Source organism: Bacillus sp. K7, assembly GCF_053903245.1.
This window is the reverse complement of record NZ_CP096406.1, coordinates 2,132,383-2,149,456: the sequence shown is the minus strand read 5'-3', so window position 1 is coordinate 2,149,456 and position 17,074 is coordinate 2,132,383. Positions and strand designations below refer to the sequence as shown.

Annotated in this window: 20 protein-coding genes; 19 read left to right on the top strand and 1 reads right to left on the bottom strand. The window is 44.6% G+C overall.

Annotated features, from left to right (window positions below; all coding sequences use genetic code 11):
* The first annotated feature begins 2 nt into the window (after nt 1-2).
* From M1D98_RS10890 to ypjB, 14 genes are all read left to right on the top strand, one after another.
* Complete coding sequence (locus M1D98_RS10890) at nt 3-650, top strand: phosphoribosylanthranilate isomerase (RefSeq protein ID WP_121642795.1); 648 nt, start codon at nt 3-5, stop codon at nt 648-650.
* Nucleotides 631-1,833 carry a tryptophan synthase subunit beta gene (trpB, locus tag M1D98_RS10885; protein ID WP_039074312.1) on the top strand — a complete coding sequence of 401 codons (1,203 nt, stop codon included), beginning with the start codon at nt 631-633 and terminating at the stop codon, nt 1,831-1,833. The genes M1D98_RS10890 and trpB overlap by 20 nt, the downstream gene beginning before the upstream one ends.
* Nucleotides 1,826-2,629: a tryptophan synthase subunit alpha gene (trpA, locus tag M1D98_RS10880; RefSeq protein ID WP_121642794.1), complete on the top strand. Its 804-nt coding sequence runs from the start codon at nt 1,826-1,828 to the stop codon at nt 2,627-2,629. The genes trpB and trpA overlap by 8 nt, the downstream gene beginning before the upstream one ends.
* 11 nt (nt 2,630-2,640) lie before the next feature.
* Nucleotides 2,641-3,723, top strand: coding sequence for a histidinol-phosphate transaminase (gene hisC / locus M1D98_RS10875; protein ID WP_456279592.1), 1,083 nt, complete (start codon nt 2,641-2,643; stop codon nt 3,721-3,723).
* A 48-nt stretch (nt 3,724-3,771) separates the two neighbouring features.
* Nucleotides 3,772-4,887 (top strand): prephenate dehydrogenase, encoded by a 1,116-nt coding sequence (locus M1D98_RS10870; protein WP_121642792.1) that lies wholly within the window; start codon nt 3,772-3,774, stop codon nt 4,885-4,887.
* A gap of 10 nt (nt 4,888-4,897) precedes the next feature.
* Entirely contained in the window at nt 4,898-6,184 is a 1,287-nt protein-coding gene (aroA, locus tag M1D98_RS10865) for a 3-phosphoshikimate 1-carboxyvinyltransferase (protein ID WP_010330522.1), read from the top strand.
* 348 nt (nt 6,185-6,532) lie between these two features.
* Nucleotides 6,533-7,804 carry a tetratricopeptide repeat protein gene (locus tag M1D98_RS10860; protein ID WP_121642791.1) on the top strand — a complete coding sequence of 424 codons (1,272 nt, stop codon included), beginning with the start codon at nt 6,533-6,535 and terminating at the stop codon, nt 7,802-7,804.
* Nucleotides 7,805-7,875: 71 nt separating this feature from the next.
* Nucleotides 7,876-8,415, top strand: coding sequence for a ReoY family proteolytic degradation factor (locus tag M1D98_RS10855; protein ID WP_010330524.1), 540 nt, complete (start codon nt 7,876-7,878; stop codon nt 8,413-8,415).
* A gap of 55 nt (nt 8,416-8,470) precedes the next feature.
* Nucleotides 8,471-8,917 (top strand): YpiF family protein, encoded by a 447-nt coding sequence (locus tag M1D98_RS10850; RefSeq protein ID WP_010330525.1) that lies wholly within the window; start codon nt 8,471-8,473, stop codon nt 8,915-8,917.
* Nucleotides 8,918-9,059: 142 nt separating this feature from the next.
* Entirely contained in the window at nt 9,060-9,563 is a 504-nt protein-coding gene (locus M1D98_RS10845; protein WP_003230627.1) for a ubiquinol-cytochrome c reductase iron-sulfur subunit, read from the top strand.
* Between the two features lies 1 nt (nt 9,564).
* Nucleotides 9,565-10,239: a menaquinol-cytochrome c reductase cytochrome b subunit gene (gene qcrB, locus M1D98_RS10840; protein WP_003225560.1), complete on the top strand. Its 675-nt coding sequence runs from the start codon at nt 9,565-9,567 to the stop codon at nt 10,237-10,239.
* A 34-nt stretch (nt 10,240-10,273) separates the two neighbouring features.
* Nucleotides 10,274-11,041: a menaquinol-cytochrome c reductase cytochrome b/c subunit gene (locus M1D98_RS10835; RefSeq protein WP_268537636.1), complete on the top strand. Its 768-nt coding sequence runs from the start codon at nt 10,274-10,276 to the stop codon at nt 11,039-11,041.
* A 111-nt stretch (nt 11,042-11,152) separates the two neighbouring features.
* Nucleotides 11,153-11,746 carry a lipoprotein heptaprenylglyceryl N-acetyltransferase LhaT gene (gene lhaT / locus M1D98_RS10830; RefSeq protein ID WP_010330527.1) on the top strand — a complete coding sequence of 198 codons (594 nt, stop codon included), beginning with the start codon at nt 11,153-11,155 and terminating at the stop codon, nt 11,744-11,746.
* 68 nt (nt 11,747-11,814) lie between these two features.
* The gene (ypjB, locus tag M1D98_RS10825) at nt 11,815-12,609 is read left to right on the top strand and encodes a sporulation protein YpjB (RefSeq protein WP_121642790.1); all 795 of its coding nucleotides are present in this window, start codon (nt 11,815-11,817) and stop codon (nt 12,607-12,609) included.
* A gap of 39 nt (nt 12,610-12,648) precedes the next feature.
* Here ypjB and M1D98_RS10820 read toward each other — a convergent pair whose 3' ends face one another.
* Nucleotides 12,649-13,521 (bottom strand): YitT family protein, encoded by an 873-nt coding sequence (locus M1D98_RS10820; RefSeq protein ID WP_121642789.1) that lies wholly within the window; start codon nt 13,519-13,521, stop codon nt 12,649-12,651.
* Nucleotides 13,522-13,660: 139 nt separating this feature from the next.
* On the opposite strand from M1D98_RS10820, the gene M1D98_RS10815 reads away from it, so the two are divergent.
* From M1D98_RS10815 to bshA, 5 genes are read left to right on the top strand one after another with little or no spacing between them, the layout of a single operon-like run.
* Nucleotides 13,661-13,996: a nucleotide pyrophosphohydrolase gene (locus M1D98_RS10815; protein WP_010330530.1), complete on the top strand. Its 336-nt coding sequence runs from the start codon at nt 13,661-13,663 to the stop codon at nt 13,994-13,996.
* 11 nt (nt 13,997-14,007) lie between these two features.
* On the top strand, nt 14,008-14,811 hold the full coding sequence (dapB, locus tag M1D98_RS10810) for a 4-hydroxy-tetrahydrodipicolinate reductase (RefSeq protein ID WP_435576575.1): 804 nt from the start codon (nt 14,008-14,010) through the stop codon (nt 14,809-14,811).
* Between the two features lie 15 nt (nt 14,812-14,826).
* The gene (mgsA, locus tag M1D98_RS10805; RefSeq protein ID WP_010330532.1) at nt 14,827-15,240 is read left to right on the top strand and encodes a methylglyoxal synthase; all 414 of its coding nucleotides are present in this window, start codon (nt 14,827-14,829) and stop codon (nt 15,238-15,240) included.
* Nucleotides 15,233-15,943 carry a bacillithiol biosynthesis deacetylase BshB1 gene (gene bshB1, locus M1D98_RS10800; protein WP_010330533.1) on the top strand — a complete coding sequence of 237 codons (711 nt, stop codon included), beginning with the start codon at nt 15,233-15,235 and terminating at the stop codon, nt 15,941-15,943. The genes mgsA and bshB1 overlap by 8 nt, the downstream gene beginning before the upstream one ends.
* Nucleotides 15,940-17,073: an N-acetyl-alpha-D-glucosaminyl L-malate synthase BshA gene (gene bshA / locus M1D98_RS10795; protein WP_268532544.1), complete on the top strand. Its 1,134-nt coding sequence runs from the start codon at nt 15,940-15,942 to the stop codon at nt 17,071-17,073. Before bshB1 ends, bshA begins: the two co-directional genes overlap by 4 nt.
* The last annotated feature ends 1 nt before the right edge of the window (nt 17,074 follow it).

Sequence of the window (17,074 nt, the reverse complement as noted above, 5' to 3'; positions counted from 1 at the left end):
ATGTGAAGAAGCCGGCATTAAAATATTGCGGCATACGGTCATTGCAGGATTTGCAGCTTGCAGCGGACTCACAGGCTGATTATCTGGGTTTTATTTTTGCTGAAAGCAAACGAAAAGTATCTCCGCAAGAGGTGAAAAAGTGGCTGGGGCAAGTGCGTGTTGAAAAACAAGTCGCTGGTGTTTTTGTTAATGAGTCGGTAGAGACAATATCCTGTATTGCAAACGAATTGAAACTGGATGTTATTCAGCTTCACGGCGATGAGAAGCCGGCGGATGCCAATGCGCTTCGCATGCTGACAGATTGTGAAATATGGAAGGCGCTTCACCATCATGAAAAGACAACTGAAGAAATAGCACGCTTTAAAGATGATGTGGACGGCTTTGTAATTGATTCATCTGTAAAAGGCGCAAGAGGCGGCACTGGTATTGCTTTTTCGTGGGACTGTGTGCCGGAATACAATCAGGCGGCTATTGGCAAACGCTGCTTCATCGCAGGCGGTGTGAACCCGGATACCATTACAGACTTATTGAAATGGCAGCCGGCAGGAATTGACCTTGCCAGCGGAATCGAAAAAAACGGACGAAAAGATCAGAATCTGATGAGGCTTTTAGAAGAAAGGATGAAACGATATGTATCCATATCCGAATGAAATAGGCAGATACGGCGATTTCGGCGGAAAGTTTGTTCCGGAAACACTGATGCAGCCGTTAGAAGAAATTGAAACCGCATTTAAAGAGATCAAGGATGATCCTGTTTTTCGTAATGAATATTACAAGCTGTTACATGATTATTCCGGAAGGCCGACTGCCCTAACATACGCTGATCGAGTTACTGAATATGTAGGCGGCGCGAAAATCTATTTGAAACGAGAAGATTTAAACCACACAGGTTCTCATAAAATCAATAATGCGTTAGGGCAAGCGCTGCTTGCCAAAAAAATGGGCAAAACGAAAATCATTGCTGAAACAGGTGCCGGGCAGCACGGTGTTGCCGCTGCAACAGTCGCAGCCAAATTCGGCTTTTCCTGTACTGTATTTATGGGTGAGGAAGACGTTGCCCGCCAGTCTCTAAACGTTTTCCGCATGAAGCTTCTTGGAGCGGAGGTGGTGCCTGTATCAAGTGGAAACGGCACATTGAAGGATGCCACAAATGAGGCGATCCGATACTGGGTTCAGCATTGTGAGGATCATTTTTACATGATTGGATCAGTTGTCGGGCCGCACCCTTATCCGCAAGTCGTCCGTGAATTTCAAAACATGATCGGTGAGGAAGCGAAAGAGCAGCTAAAACGCATTGAGGGTGCTCTGCCTGATAAAGTGGTGGCGTGTGTAGGCGGAGGAAGCAATGCGATGGGCATGTTTCAAGCGTTTTTAGATGAAGACGTTGAACTGATCGGTGCTGAAGCAGCCGGAAAAGGAATGAACACTCCTCTTCATGCCGCTACTATTTCGAAAGGAACCATAGGTGTCATTCATGGTTCATTGACTTATCTCATTCAAGATGAGTTCGGCCAAATCATTGAGCCTTACTCCATTTCAGCAGGACTCGACTATCCTGGGATAGGCCCGGAACACGCACATTTGCATAAGAGCGGACGTGTCACTTATGACAGTATCACAGATGATGAAGCGGTGGATGCATTAAAGCTCTTATCAGAAAAAGAGGGGATTTTGCCGGCAATTGAATCTGCCCATGCATTAGCGAAAGCATTCAAACTCGCCAAAGAAATGGATCGCGATCAAATCATTCTCGTCTGTTTATCAGGACGGGGAGATAAGGATGTTAACACATTGATGAATGTCTTGGAAGAAGAGGTGAAAAAGCATGTTTAAATTAAACCTTCAAGCGCCAGAAAAACTGTTTATCCCGTTTATTACGGCGGGGGACCCATCGCCTGATGTTTCGGTTGAATTGGCGAAATCTCTCCAAAAAGCGGGTGCCACGGCGTTGGAGCTTGGCGTTGCATACTCAGACCCGCTTGCAGACGGTCCGGTGATCCAGCGGGCTTCAAAGCGGGCGCTTGATCATGGAATGAATATCGTAAAGGCAATCGAATTAGGCGGCAAAATGAAAAAAAACGGAGTGAATATTCCGATTATCCTCTTTACGTATTATAATCCTGTGTTACAATTGAACAAAGAACACTTTTTCGCTTTACTGCGGGAAAATCACATTGACGGCCTGCTTGTTCCGGATCTGCCATTAGAAGAAAGCGCCAGCCTTCAAGCGGAATGCAAAAGCCATGGGGTGACGTATATTTCTTTGGTGGCGCCGACAAGCGAAAGCCGTTTGAAAACCATTATTGAACAAGCCGAGGGCTTCGTCTACTGTGTATCTTCTCTAGGTGTGACCGGTGTCCGCAATGAGTTCAATTCATCCGTATACCCGTTCATTCGGACAGTAAAGGATCTCAGCACGATTCCGGTTGCTGTAGGGTTCGGCATATCGAACCGTGAACAGGTCATGAAGATGAATGAAATTTGTGACGGTGTCGTAGTGGGAAGTGCGCTCGTCAGAAAAATAGAAGAAGTAAAGGACCGGCTCATCAGCGCTGAAACGAGAGATCAAGCGTTGCAGGAGTTTGAAGATTACGCAACGGCGTTTGGCGGCTTGTACAGTTTAAAATGAGGTGACTGGATTTGCGTATCAAAGAACATTTAAAACAGCTGAAGCCTTATCAGCCTGGAAAGCCGATAGAAGCAGTGAAATCAGAATATGGCTTGGATAAAGTCGTGAAGCTTGCTTCAAACGAGAATCCGTATGGCTGTTCAGAAGCGGCAAAAGAGGCGCTTCATCATGAGATTCAACAGCTTGCCCTTTACCCGGATGGTTATAGCGCCGCGTTGCGGACAAGGCTCAGTGAGCACCTCAATGTCAGCGAGACATCACTTATTTTCGGAAACGGTTCAGATGAAATCATTCAGATCATCTGTCGGGCATTTTTAAACGATAAATCCAACACGATTACTGCTGCTCTGACTTTTCCGCAATATAAACATAATGCGGTCATTGAAGGTGCTGAAGTTCGTGAAATCGCACTTCGCCCTGACGGATCCCATCATTTAGACGCTATGCTTGAAGCGATTGATGAACAGACACAAGTCGTTTGGATATGCAGCCCGAATAACCCGACTGGCACATATACATCAGAAGGAGAATTACTCGCTTTTCTGGAGCGCGTGCCTTCCCGTGTCCTCGTTGTTCTTGACGAAGCATATTATGAATATGTAACAGCAGAGGATTACCCGGAAACTGTCCCGCTCTTAAAGAAGTATTCCAATTTAATGATATTGCGCACATTTTCAAAGGCTTACGGGCTGGCGGCACTCAGAGTCGGATACGGAATTGCCGATGAGAACCTGATTCGCCTGATTGAGCCGGCAAGAGAGCCGTTTAACACGAGCCGTCTAGGCCAGGCTGCAGCGATCGCAGCGCTTGATGACCAAGCGTTTATCGCGTCCTGTGTCGAGCAAAATAAAGCAGGCCTTCAGCAATATTATGATTTTGCTCAGACTCATGGTTTAAAGTGCTACCCTTCAGAGACAAATTTTGTGTTGATTGACTGTAACCGTCCTTCCGATGATCTGTTTCAGGCTCTTCTGGAAAAAGGCTATATTGTGCGGTCAGGAAATGCATTAGGTTTCCCGACATCACTCCGGATTACGATCGGTACAAAAGAGCAAAATGAAGAAATTCTAGCCATTTTAGCTGAAATTTTATAAGAGGTGATCAGATATCACCTCTTTAGTCTATAAACCAGGTGATGACGTATGAATCGAATGAAAGACACAATATTGCTCGCCGGTCTCGGATTGATAGGCGGTTCGATTGCGTTAGCGATCAAAAAAAAGCATCCCGGCAAACGGATTATCGGAATCGATATTTCTGATGAACAGGTGGTTGCCGCTTTAAAATTAGGTGTGATTGATGAGCGTGCTGATTCATTTATTGATGGTGCGAAAGAGGCAGCTACAGTGATCATTGCGACACCTGTCGCACAAACGCTGTTTATGCTTGATGAACTGGCTCATTCAGGTATTGAACATGAGCTTTTGATTACTGACGTAGGAAGCACAAAACAAAAAGTGGTTCATTATGCTGATCAAGTGCTGCCTACTAGATACCAATTTGTCGGAGGACATCCTATGGCGGGGTCACACAAATCAGGAGTGGCCGCTGCGAAGGAGTTCCTGTTTGAAAATGCATTTTATATTTTAACGCCAGGGGATAAAACGGAAAGACAAGCGGTAGAACAGTTGAAAAATCTGCTGAAGGGGACAAATGCCCATTTTGTAGAAATGTCACCTGAAGAGCATGATGGCGTTACAAGCATGATCAGTCATTTTCCGCATATTGTCGCAGCAAGTCTCGTTCACCAAACCCATCAGTCGGAAAAACTCTATCCGTTTGTTAAGCGTTTTGCTGCCGGCGGGTTCAGGGACATTACGAGGATTGCATCAAGCAGCCCGGCAATGTGGCGGGATATTCTATTACATAATAAAGATAAAATCTTGGACCGTTTTGATGAGTGGATGCGTGAAATCGAGACGATCCGGACATATGTAGAACATGAAGATGCGGAAAATCTATTTCAATATTTTAAAAACGCTAAGGATTATCGCGACGGGCTGCCGCTTCGGCAAAAGGGCGCAATTCCTGCATTTTACGATTTATACGTGGATGTTCCCGATCATCCGGGTGTGATTTCCGAGATAACGGCAATCTTAGCTGCGGAGCGCATCAGCATCACGAATATCCGCATTATTGAAACAAGAGAAGACATTAATGGGATTTTAAGAATCAGTTTTCAGTCTGATGATGACCGCAAACGGGCTGAACAATGCATTGAAGCCCGGGCGGAATATGAAACTTTTTATGCTGATTGAGGTGGAAAATATGAAAAGAGACAAGGTGCAGGCTTTAAACGGAGAAATACACATTCCAGGTGATAAATCCATTTCTCACCGCTCCGTCATGTTTGGCGCGCTGGCGAAAGGCACAACAACAGTTAAAAACTTTCTGCCTGGAGCGGATTGTCTGAGCACGATCGATTGTTTTAGAAAAATGGGTGTTCAAATCGAGCAAAACGGCAGCGATGTAGTGATTCACGGAAAAGGTATCGATTCCCTAAGCGAACCGGAAAGCCTTTTAGATGTCGGGAATTCAGGCACAACGATTCGCCTGATGCTCGGCATTTTGGCGGGCCGCCCATTTTACAGCGCGGTAGCTGGAGATGAAAGTATTGCCAAGCGCCCGATGAAACGTGTAACTGAGCCTTTGAAACAAATGGGGGCTAAAATCGACGGCAGATCTGGCGGGGAATTTACACCGCTGTCAGTAAGCGGCTCTTCTTTAAAAGGGATTGATTTTGTCTCGCCTGTTGCAAGCGCACAAATTAAATCGGCTGTTTTGTTGGCCGGATTACAGGCTGAGGGTACAACAACCGTCACAGAGCCTCATAAATCTCGGGACCACACTGAGCGGATGCTATCTGCTTTTGGAGTTAATCTATCTGAAGATCAAACGAGTGTTTCCATTTCTGGAGGCCAGAAACTGACAGCAACAGATATTTTTGTTCCCGGAGACATTTCTTCAGCGGCGTTTTTCCTTGCTGCGGGTGCAATGGTTCCGAACAGCAGCATAGTACTGAAAAACGTAGGGTTAAATCCGACTCGGACGGGTATCATTGACGTCCTTGAAAACATGGGGGCAAAACTTGAAATCAAACCGTCTGCGGACAGCAGTGCAGAGCCTTACGGAGATTTAATCATAGAAACATCATCTCTAAAAGCGGTTGAAATCGGAGGAGATATCATTCCGCGTTTAATTGATGAAATCCCTATCATCGCGCTTCTTGCGACTCAGGCGGAAGGAACCACCGTTATTAAGGACGCGGCAGAGCTTAAAGTAAAAGAAACAAACCGCATCGACACTGTGGTTTCCGAGCTTCGTAAGCTGGGTGCTGAGATTGAACCGACAGCAGATGGAATGAAGGTTCATGGCAGACAAACCCTGAAAGGCGGCGCAACAGTGTCAAGCCATGGAGACCATCGGATCGGAATGATGCTTGGCGTCGCTTCCTGTATAACGGAGGAGCCGATTGAAATCGAGCAGACAGATGCCATTCATGTCTCTTATCCAACCTTCTTCGAGCATTTAACGATGCTTTCAAACAAATCCTGAAGTTCTTGCTTCAGGATTTTTTGTGCGGATTGACTGTAAGAATCATAATTCAAGGGAAAAAAACATAGCTTGTCTTAAAGAGGGAAAAGAAAAACGAAAAGGGGGGATTTGCTTTACTTACAAGCCGGCAGGTCAGAGAACTGCTTTCCTGTACAGAGGGCAATCTTCCTTTTTTGATTTTCTATCGCAAGATCTTTTGGTAAACTAATAAGACTCAATCATTCCCTGCCGTACAATAAGCATCTTATTTGCCGGGTGACTTCGTCTGAATTATGATAAGGTTAACCCGAACAAATAAAGTGTTTTGTATGGTTGATGTTGTAAAGGAAAAGAAAGGACCGGTCCGATTTGAATACATTGATTCAAGAAGCCATAAAATTAGTTGAAGCAGGTGAAACAGAAAAAGGCCTCAACACGCTCTCGAAAGCTGAAAAACAGCTCCATGATGAAGAAAAAGCCATCGCAGCCCAGCTGTATTACGAGTGGGGCAATGTAGAAAAAGCGATTTCACTCATCAGTGACTTACATGATTTATATCCAAATGAAACAGAACTGACGAATTTTTATGCTGAACTTTTAATAGATATTGACGAAGAAGAAAAAGCTCTTGCTGTGCTGGAAACGATTCCGGAAACAGATCCATCATACCCGGAAAGTTTGCTGCTCATGGCGGATCTTTATCAGATGCAGGGGTTATTTGAAGTCAGTGAACAAAAGCTTTTACAAGCAAAGTCCATTCTGGCTAATGAACCCGTCATTGATTTTGCACTGGGTGAACTTTACTTTACTCAGGGAGCCTATGCAAAAGCGGTTCACTATTTTAAAACAACGGCTGAGGAGCAGAGCGAGATCGGGGGCGTTAATGTCCATCAAAGATTGGCAGAATCGCTAAGTTCCTCAGGTGAATTTGAGGATGCCATTCCATGGTACGAGAAAGCTGCTGATGAGAATCCTGATCCTAATACAATTTTCGGCTATGGGTTTACAGCGTTACAGGCTGGGTTTGTTAAAACAGCGATTAAACAGCTGTCTGATTTGAAGGGGTTAGATCCGTCTTATTCTTCACTTTATATGCCGCTTTCGAAAAGCTATGAGGCTGAAGGAATGTATGAAGAGGCATTAAAAACGGCAAAAGAGGGTATCAGATATGATGAATACAACAAAGAACTTTTCCTCTATGCTGCAAAAATGGCCTTGAAAATCGGGAAGTCAGAAGATGGAAAAAAACTGCTTCAGGAGGCGCTTGCGCTTGATCCGGGCTTCGTCGAAGCACTTCATACACTTCTTGCCGTGTATCATAAAGAAGAGGATTTTGAACAAATCATTGATCTTATTCAAGAGGTGCGCGGCTACGGAGAAGAAGATCCGAAATACAACTGGTATCTTGCAAGCGCGTATACCGAATTGGAGCAGTACGAGAAAGCAAAACAATCCTTTGAGGCTGCCTTTCTTCACTATCGGGAGGACAGAGATTTCTTAGATGAATACGGAAGCTTCTTGTTAGAAGAAGGCCTTCAAAAAGAAGCGCTGCCGCTTTTGAAAAAGGTTCTTGAAATTGATGGAACCAATGAAGAGCTTGAGGAAACGATTTTGCGAATCGAAGATGAATTTTCTAGATAAGCAGGAATGTTCACCATTCATGTGGAACATATAAGTATATAGATTATACGAACGATAGAGGAGGGAATTACATGCAGACCCCTGTTTCTGTCAATGAGAAAAAAGATTTTATCCGTTGGTTTTTAAACCATTATCAGTTAAAGCGCCGAGAGTGCGTTTGGATCTTGAACTACTTAATGAGCCATGATTCTCTCATGGAGAAGGTTCATTTTGTAGAGCAGGCAGAATTTTGCCCGAGAGGCATTATAATGTCAACACATTGTGTTGAAGAAGTTCCGTTTCGGTTCTATAAAGAGAGTGTCATGACAACCGACGCGGAAAAATCTTTTCATGATATTAGATTAAATAAACAGCAGGATTTGTTTATCCAGCTTAATTTCCGTTCAGCTTACAGCTCACCTGAGTATGCGGCGGTGCTGGAGTCCAATCCGCATATTCCGAAGGATCTGTTTGGGAACAAAAAAGATCAGGGGTTGGCTGAACAAATTTTGGAGCACGCTATTTCTACGTTCCAAAGAGAAAAATTATTAAAAGATATTGACGACGCGCTCGATCGTCATGATAAAGAAGCATTTGAACAATTATCGCGCCAATTGAATCAGCTCACATAATATGACCAGCCTTGCAGCGTATTGCAAGGCTTGGTTGTCGTAAAGGGGGAGAACGATGAGGTGGAGAATCACTGATGCCAAGGACTATTTACAAGCTAAAGATTACATTGACACCGCTGTCATTCCACTAATTAACATAAGGGTAGGCGTTCATTTCAAAATGGCGGCCGAAAAAGGCGAATTCACGCAGCTTCTGTCAGAAGAACTGGAAAGGCAGTTAAAGGGACGGGTATATTTATTGCCCCCTTATACATATGTTGATAGAAATGAAAAAACCGTTCAAGGGCTTCAAGAGTTGCGGGAAGAGCTCTTATCAGAATTCCCGCATGTTGTGCTGCTCACGTCTGACGAAAATTGGAAAAGTGAGAATGCATTAGGCAACATCATTGTCACACCGTCTGTTCCGCTAGAACATTTGAAGGACTCTTTAAAAAGAAAAATATTAGATGAACGTACTGCTGAAATTTTGAACGTTTTGTTACAGATGTGGAGCGTTTCATAAAAACACTTACATTTCCTTATGAACAATATTTTGGCTATATTGACCTTGCTGAGAGATTCATATATTATGAGGGTGTCTAGAGTTATTGCAATATTTTCTATTTTAGTCAGTTTGCAGGGGTGACCTAGAGGGGGGAGAAAAGATGGGCGGAAAACATGATATATCCAGACGTCAATTTTTAAATTATACGCTTACGGGCGTAGGGGGTTTTATGGCGGCTAGTATGCTCATGCCTATGGTTCGCTTTGCACTCGACCCGGTATTAAAATCGACAGGAAAGCAAGACATGGTTCAGGTTGTCAGCGTAGATGAGCTGACAAAAGAGCCGCAGCGTTTTGATTTCAAAATTAATCAAGTCGATGCCTGGTATGAGTCAGAAGAGTCAAGATCAGCCTGGGTCTTTAAAAACGGGGACGAAATTGTAGCGCTATCGCCGATTTGTAAACATTTAGGATGTACGGTGAACTGGAATAGCGATCCTAAAAATCCGAATAAATTCTTTTGTCCATGCCATTACGGACTCTATGAAAAGGACGGCACCAATGTCCCGGGCACGCCGCCGCTTGCGCCTCTTGATCATTATGAGCAAGAAGTAAAAGACGGCTTCCTGTATCTTGGAAAAGCAAAGCCTAAGGGGGAAGGGTGACATGCTGAACAAAATTTATGACTGGGTAGATGAGCGGCTTGATATTACACCGATGTGGAGGGATATTGCTGATCACGAAGTACCGGAACATGTGAATCCCGCCCATCATTTCTCTGCGTTTGTGTATTGCTTTGGGGGACTGACGTTTTTTGTAACCGTTATCCAAGTGTTATCTGGAATGTTTTTAACCATGTACTATGTGCCTGATATTAAAAATGCCTGGGAATCGGTATATTATTTGCAAAATGAAGTGGCATTCGGCCAGATTGTCAGGGGAATGCACCACTGGGGTGCGAGTCTTGTCATTGTGATGATGTTTTTACATACACTGAGGGTCTTTTTCCAAGGGGCTTATAAAAAGCCGCGCGAGCTGAACTGGATTGTCGGTGTGCTGATCTTTTTTGTCATGCTCGGACTTGGCTTTACAGGCTATTTGCTTCCGTGGGACATGAAGGCTTTGTTTGCAACAAAAGTCGGGCTGCAGATCGCTGAAGCCACGCCTTTGATCGGGACGCAGGTCAAAACACTCCTTGCGGGGCACCCGGATATTGTAGGCGCCCAAACGCTGACTAGGTTTTTTGCGATCCATGTATTCTTTCTTCCTGCCGCATTGTTCGGGCTGATGGCCGCACACTTTATTATGATCCGGAAGCAGGGGATTTCAGGACCGCTTTAAACTGTTGATCTGCGAATAAAAGGGAGGGGATGACATGCACCGGGGTAAAGGGATGAAATTTGTAGGCGATTCAAGGATACCGGCTGAAAAAAAACCGAATATACCGAAGGATTATTCGGAGTATCCCGGTAAAACAGAGGCTTTCTGGCCAAATTTCTTGTTGAAGGAATGGATGGTTGGAGCTGTCTTTCTCATCGGTTTTCTTGTTTTGACAATTGTGCATCAGCCGCCTTTGGAGCGGATGGCGGACCCGACTGATACGGGTTATATTCCGCTGCCGGATTGGTATTTTCTTTTCTTATACCAGCTGTTGAAATATGAATACGCCGCCGGGAGCTTTACAGTGGTCGGCGCCATGATTATGCCGGGACTCGCTTTCGGCGCCTTGCTTTTGGCGCCATTTCTTGACAGAGGAACGGAAAGAAGGCCATGGAAACGTCCTGTTGCTGTCGGTATGATGCTTCTGGCCATTTCTGCTGCTATATTTTTGACATGGCAGTCAGTCGCGACTCATGACTGGGCCAAGGCCGAAGAACAGGGAAAAATCACAAAAGAAGCCGACATTGACACCAATGCAGAAGGATATAAGATTTTTAAGGAGCAAGGCTGTATTTCTTGCCATGGGGATAACCTTCAAGGGGGAGCGGCCGGGCCTTCATTGGTGGACACTGGACTGAAACCGGAAGAAATCAAAAAAATCGCTGTTGATGGGAAAGGCCAAATGCCGGCGGGTGTGTTTAAAGGGAATGATAAGCAGCTCGAAGAACTTGCGAAATTCATTTCGGAAACAACCGCTAAATAACATATTGTGAATTGTCAAATGGAAGGATATACTTTTACTATCAGAAGCTGACCGGGCGTCAGCTTTTTTATATGGACACATTATTTTTTACAGACTGAGAGTTGATATGATGTGAAATGGTTTCAATATGTATTAGGACAGCGACCGCTGCTGATTCTTGTCTTAGCCATTAATTTTCTGGGGACGGTTTACGGGTACTATTGGTACTTGCCGCAGCTTATGGAAACACCGGCCCGTTTCTTGATTTTTGTTCCGGACAGTCCGACGGCAACGTTTTTCTTTCTGTTTGTGCTGCTCGCCTTTATCATGAAACGGAACGCCCCGCTCTTTGAGGCGCTTGCGCTAGTCACCCTCGTCAAGTACGGCCTATGGGCGGTCGCGATGAATCTTCTTGTACTGGCTGTAACAGGTGACTTGCCGTGGGAGGGTTATATGCTGATTGCCTCGCATTTTGCTATGGCAGTCCAGGGCGTGTTGTACAGCCCGTATTATCGCTTTTCTTTTTGGCATCTTGCAATTGCTGCAGTCTGGACGCTGCATAACGATGTCATTGATTACTTATTTGACATGATGCCTCAATACTCTATGCTTTCTGATTATATGACAGATATAGGATACGGAACATTTTGGCTGAGCATCTTCTCAATCGGGCTGGCTTACTTTTTAGTGGTTTCGAAAAAGCAAAGAAAGCTTGAGCTGATGTAAAGACAATGTTGGTCTATCCTTGTCCCTTTCTTCATAATCTGTAAGGAGAGAGAGTGGGAGGGACCTGCATGAAACGAAAGCTGACGATCTGTTTGTTGCTTGCTCTTATTTTTTATAATGGAAATGCCAAGGCTGCAGAGCGGGGAAGTCTCGAAGAATTAAATGATTTATCCGATACGGTCTTTCAAATGACCCGCCAGTCAAAATATGAAGAGGCCCTGCAAGTCCTTGCTTATTTCGAAAAAACATTAAAATCCGCTGAAAAAAAACAGCAAGACCCCATGCTAACCGGAGCCCAAATCCGTCAAATCACACTGGGCTATAACGATATGCTGCGGAGCTTAAAGCGGACCGATACATCAGATATTCAAAAACTCAGGGCAGCCGCACAATTCAGAATGCTGATGGATGCGGTTGAGAATCGATCTGATCCGCTTTGGGGCTCGTTGGAAAAACCGATTATGGAAGCCTTTGCTGAACTGAAGCAGGATGTTCAAAGCAATGAGCGTACGAGCTTTCATGAAAAGTGGAATGAATTTATCAGTTTATATGATTTGATTTATCCCAGCCTAACAATCGATGTATCAGAGGATCAGCTTGAAACAGTGGGAAAACATATAGATGTCATTGAGCAAGAGGAATTTCAGCAGATGACCGAGAGTACGAAGCTTGAACGGCTATCCCTTCTTCAGCATGATCTAAAAAACGTATTTGACAGGGTTGAGGAGGATGATGCTGATCCGTCCTTGTTATGGGTGATCATCACGACCGGCAGTATCATTATTACTGCTCTCACCTATGTCGGCTACAGAAAGTACAGAGCCGAGAAAAACAAGCTGAAAAAACGGGACTACCCTAAGTAATATGAGGGGCGGCTGCTGCCGCCTTTTTTTGATCAAATATCAACGAGGAAGCGGATTTTTATTTTCATCAAGCGTAAATCCTTCTCCGAGCACATCATGAACATCGCTTACCGCCACAAAGGCATGAGGGTCAACGGAGTTAATGACACTTTTCAGCATCACCAATTCGTTTTTCGGCACCACACAGTACAGAACATCTATGTCCTCTTTTGTATAGGAACCCTGTCCTTTCAAAATGGTGACGCCTCGTTCCATTTCTTCAAGAATCTTTTTTTGAATCAGATCGTTTTTCGCTGAGATGATCGTAGCGCCTTTAGCGGTGTATCCGCCTTCCTGTATAAAATCAATGAGTCTTGCCGCTACAAAAACGGCCACTAGGGTATACATCGCTTCTTTATAGGAGAGATAAGTAAGCAAAGACAAAATGATGACACAGGCATCAAAAGCAAACATCGTTCTGCCCATCGGAATCCCAAAATACTTATTGACCAATCGGGCGATGATATCAACTCCGCCTGTCGTACCGCCAAACTTAAATATCATTCCTAATCCGGCTCCGATAAACACACCGGCAAATAAAGCAGCGAGCGCTAAATCATGCTGAAGTGGCATATGTATTTCATATCGCTGAAAAATACTGAGAAACAGAGATAAGGCGACAGTCCCGACAAGGGTATAAACAAACATTGTTTTGCCGAGCAAACGCCAGCCGATAAAAAAGATCGGGATATTCAAAACCAAGTTCGAGATAGAGGGGCTGATATGGAAAAGGGCATATAGCAAAAGCGTAATACCTGTAAAACCGCCCTCAGCTAAATTGTTCTGCATATTGAAATGAACCAAGCCGAATGAAAAAATTGCCGCTCCGATTAAAATGAAAAATATGTTTTTTAATCTAATTTCTCCAAGCATCACACAAAACCCCTTTTCCTTCCATTGGATAGCGTTTATATTATAGTGGATGAAAAAGAAAACAGCAAACGTGCTTAAACATTTGTCAAACGTATCTGAATTAGCTAACATGTAAGAGGATGATAGGAGGTTTCGTGCAGTGAGTGAGAAAACAATGAAGGACATACAGGCTGAAGTAGACCGTTACATCGGCCAATTTAAAGAAGGATATTTCAGCCCGCTTGCCATGATGGCGAGGCTGACCGAAGAACTGGGCGAGCTTGCCAGAGAAGTCAATCATCGTTATGGAGAAAAACCAAAAAAAGCGACTGAAGATGATAAAAGCATGGAAGAGGAAATGGGCGACGTACTGTTTGTGTTGGTTTGTTTAGCCAACTCACTTGATATTTCATTAGAAGAAGCCCACGACCGAGTCATGCATAAATTTAATACGAGAGATAAAGATCGCTGGACTAGAATAGAAGAAGGAAAGTAGAGGAGATCAAGATGTCAAACGAAACAATTAAAGTTGTCATTGCAGGACCGCGTGGAAGAATGGGGCAGGAAGCTGTTAAATTGGCGGAACGCACACCTCATTTTGACCTTGTCGGGGCCATAGATCATACATACGACCAGCAAAAATTATCTGATGTGATGTCTGTTGAGTCAGATGCTCTCATTTACACAGATATCCATGCCTGCTTTACACAAACACAGCCGGATGTCTTAATTGATTTAACAACGCCTGAAATCGGGAAAGTACATACAAAAATGGCGTTAGAGTACGGAATTCGCCCGGTTGTCGGAACAACCGGTTTCTCAGAAGATGATGTAAAAGAACTCATGGCTCTAACAGAAGAGAAGGGAATCGGAGCCATCATTGCTCCAAACTTCGCACTTGGTGCGGTGTTGATGATGAAATTTTCGAAAATGGCTGCCAACTACTTTGAGGATGTTGAGATTATTGAGCTTCATCATGACCAGAAGCTTGACGCGCCAAGCGGAACGGCGCTTAAAACAGCGGAAATGATTTCAGAAGTCCGTAAAGAAAAACAGCAAGGACACCCTGATGAAAAAGAAATTCTCCCTGGAGCCAGAGGAGCGGAGCAAAACGGTATCCGCTTGCACAGTGTCCGTCTTCCGGGGCTGGTCGCACATCAGGAAGTCATGTTCGGCATGGATGGCCAAACGCTTCAGATCCGCCACGATTCCTATAACCGCGCTTCTTTTATGTCAGGGGTTAAACTGTCAGTCGAACAAGTCATGAAGATTGACCAGCTTGTGTACGGATTAGAAAATATCATGGATTAGACAGGGGGATAAATGATGAAAATTGCTTTAATCGCGCATGACAAGAAAAAACAGGATATGGTTCAATTTACGACTGCTTATCGCAATATTTTGAGGCATCACGACCTATACGCAACCGGCACAACAGGGTTGAAAATTCAAGAGGCGACAGGACTTCAAATTGAACGTTTTCAATCCGGTCCTTTAGGGGGAGACCAGCAAATCGGAGCATTGATTGCGGCCAACGCACTCGACCTTGTCATCTTTTTGCGCGACCCGCTGACCGCGCAGCCGCATGAACCGGATGTCTCGGCATTAATCCGGTTATGCGACGTGTATTCTATTCCGCTCGCCACTAATATGGGTACTGCAGAGATTCTAGTCCGCACACTTGATGAAGGTGTTTTCGAATTCCGCAATCTTCTAAGGGGAGAAGAGCCGAATGTATAATGCTGACGTTCTTGCTTTTGGCGCCCACAGTGATGATGTCGAGATTGGAATGGGCGGCACAATCGCAAAGTTTGTCAAACAGGGAAAAAAAGTAATGATATGCGATTTGACTGAAGCGGAACTCTCTTCAAACGGAACGGTCAGTTTGCGGAAGGAGGAAGCAGCTGAAGCAGCCCGTATATTAGGTGCAGAAAAAAGAATGCAACTAACGCTTCCAGACCGCGGCCTGATGATGAGTGACCAGGCCATTCGGGCGATTGTCAGTGTGATCAGAACCTGCCGGCCCAAAGCGGTCTTTATGCCATATAAAAAGGATCGCCATCCGGATCACGGCAATGCCGCTGCACTGGTGGAAGAAGCAATCTTTTCCGCAGGAATCCACAAATATAAAGACGAAAAAAGCCTTCCCGCACATAAAGTAAGCAAGGTTTACTACTATATGATAAATGGTTTTCATCAGCCTGATTTTGTCATTGATATTTCGGATACAATAGAGGCCAAGAAACAGAGCCTTAATGCCTACAAAAGCCAGTTTATGCCGTCTGAGGATTCCGTTTCAACGCCTCTGACCAATGGCTATATCGAGATCGTTGAAGCGAGAGAAAAGCTTTACGGTAAAGAAGCGGGTGTGGGGTATGCGGAAGGTTTCTTTTCAAAACGGATGCTGATGCTCGATCATGATGTGCTTGGGGGCGAACAATGAAAAAACTGAAAATAGGGATCACATGCTATCCGAGCGTCGGAGGCTCAGGGATCATTGCGACAGAACTGGGGAAGCAGCTTGCTGAAAAAGGACATGAAATCCATTTTATTACGTCAAGCATTCCGTTTAGATTGAATACATATCACCCTAATATTCATTTTCATGAGGTTGAGGTTAATCAATATGCTGTTTTTAAGTACCCACCGTATGATTTGACATTGGCAAGCAAAATCGCCGAGGTGGCGGAACGGGAGAATTTAGACATTATCCATGCTCACTACGCTTTGCCGCATGCGGTTTGCGCCTATCTTGCAAAGCAGATGCTGAAACGCAATATCGGCATTGTGACAACTTTGCACGGCACGGATATTACGGTGCTTGGCTATGATCCGTCTCTAAAAGATCTTATCCGTTTTGCCATTGAGGCATCAGACAGGGTGACAGCTGTCTCCTCAGCGCTTGCAGCCGAAACGTACGATTTAATTAAGCCGGAGAAAAAAATAGAAACGATTTATAACTTTATAGACGAGCGCGTATATCTGAAGAAAAACACAGCGGTGATTAAAGAGAAACATGGTATTTTACCAGACGAAAAAGTCGTCATCCATGTGTCCAACTTCAGAAAGGTCAAACGTGTACAGGATGTCATCCGTGTGTTCCGGAATATCGCCGGCAAAACGAAAGCGAAGCTGCTTTTAGTCGGGGATGGACCGGAGAAGTCGACGGCCTGTGAGCTTGTCAGAAAATATGGATTGGAAAACCAAGTCTTAATGCTTGGAAATCAAGACCGTGTTGAGGAGCTTTATTCTATTAGCGACCTGAAACTGCTGCTGTCTGAAAAAGAAAGCTTCGGCCTTGTGCTGCTTGAAGCGATGGCTTGCGGGGTGCCTTGTATCGGAACGAACATTGGCGGCATTCCGGAGGTTATTAAGAACAATGTGGGCGGATTTTTGGTAGATGTCGGCGATGTTGCAGCCGCAACAGCCTGCGCGCTGCGAATTTTAGAGGATGAACAGCTAAGCACCCGTTTTACAAAGGCGGCAATGGAGATGCTGAAAAATGAATTTTCCTCACAAAAAATTGTCAGCCAGTATGAACAGATTTATGCCGATTTAGCAGAACCGGAGTGAT

Coding starts and splice junctions, on each gene's coding strand:
- trpB (WP_039074312.1), top strand. CDS start 631: ATGTATCCATATCCGAATGAAATAGGCAGATACGGCGATTTCGGCGGA.
- trpA (WP_121642794.1), top strand. CDS start 1,826: ATGTTTAAATTAAACCTTCAAGCGCCAGAAAAACTGTTTATCCCGTTT.
- M1D98_RS10870 (WP_121642792.1), top strand. CDS start 3,772: ATGAATCGAATGAAAGACACAATATTGCTCGCCGGTCTCGGATTGATA.
- aroA (WP_010330522.1), top strand. CDS start 4,898: ATGAAAAGAGACAAGGTGCAGGCTTTAAACGGAGAAATACACATTCCA.
- M1D98_RS10855 (WP_010330524.1), top strand. CDS start 7,876: ATGCAGACCCCTGTTTCTGTCAATGAGAAAAAAGATTTTATCCGTTGG.
- M1D98_RS10850 (WP_010330525.1), top strand. CDS start 8,471: ATGAGGTGGAGAATCACTGATGCCAAGGACTATTTACAAGCTAAAGAT.
- M1D98_RS10845 (WP_003230627.1), top strand. CDS start 9,060: ATGGGCGGAAAACATGATATATCCAGACGTCAATTTTTAAATTATACG.
- qcrB (WP_003225560.1), top strand. CDS start 9,565: ATGCTGAACAAAATTTATGACTGGGTAGATGAGCGGCTTGATATTACA.
- M1D98_RS10835 (WP_268537636.1), top strand. CDS start 10,274: ATGCACCGGGGTAAAGGGATGAAATTTGTAGGCGATTCAAGGATACCG.
- ypjB (WP_121642790.1), top strand. CDS start 11,815: ATGAAACGAAAGCTGACGATCTGTTTGTTGCTTGCTCTTATTTTTTAT.
- M1D98_RS10820 (WP_121642789.1), bottom strand. CDS start 13,521: ATGCTTGGAGAAATTAGATTAAAAAACATATTTTTCATTTTAATCGGA.
- dapB (WP_435576575.1), top strand. CDS start 14,008: ATGTCAAACGAAACAATTAAAGTTGTCATTGCAGGACCGCGTGGAAGA.
- mgsA (WP_010330532.1), top strand. CDS start 14,827: ATGAAAATTGCTTTAATCGCGCATGACAAGAAAAAACAGGATATGGTT.
- bshB1 (WP_010330533.1), top strand. CDS start 15,233: ATGTATAATGCTGACGTTCTTGCTTTTGGCGCCCACAGTGATGATGTC.
- bshA (WP_268532544.1), top strand. CDS start 15,940: ATGAAAAAACTGAAAATAGGGATCACATGCTATCCGAGCGTCGGAGGC.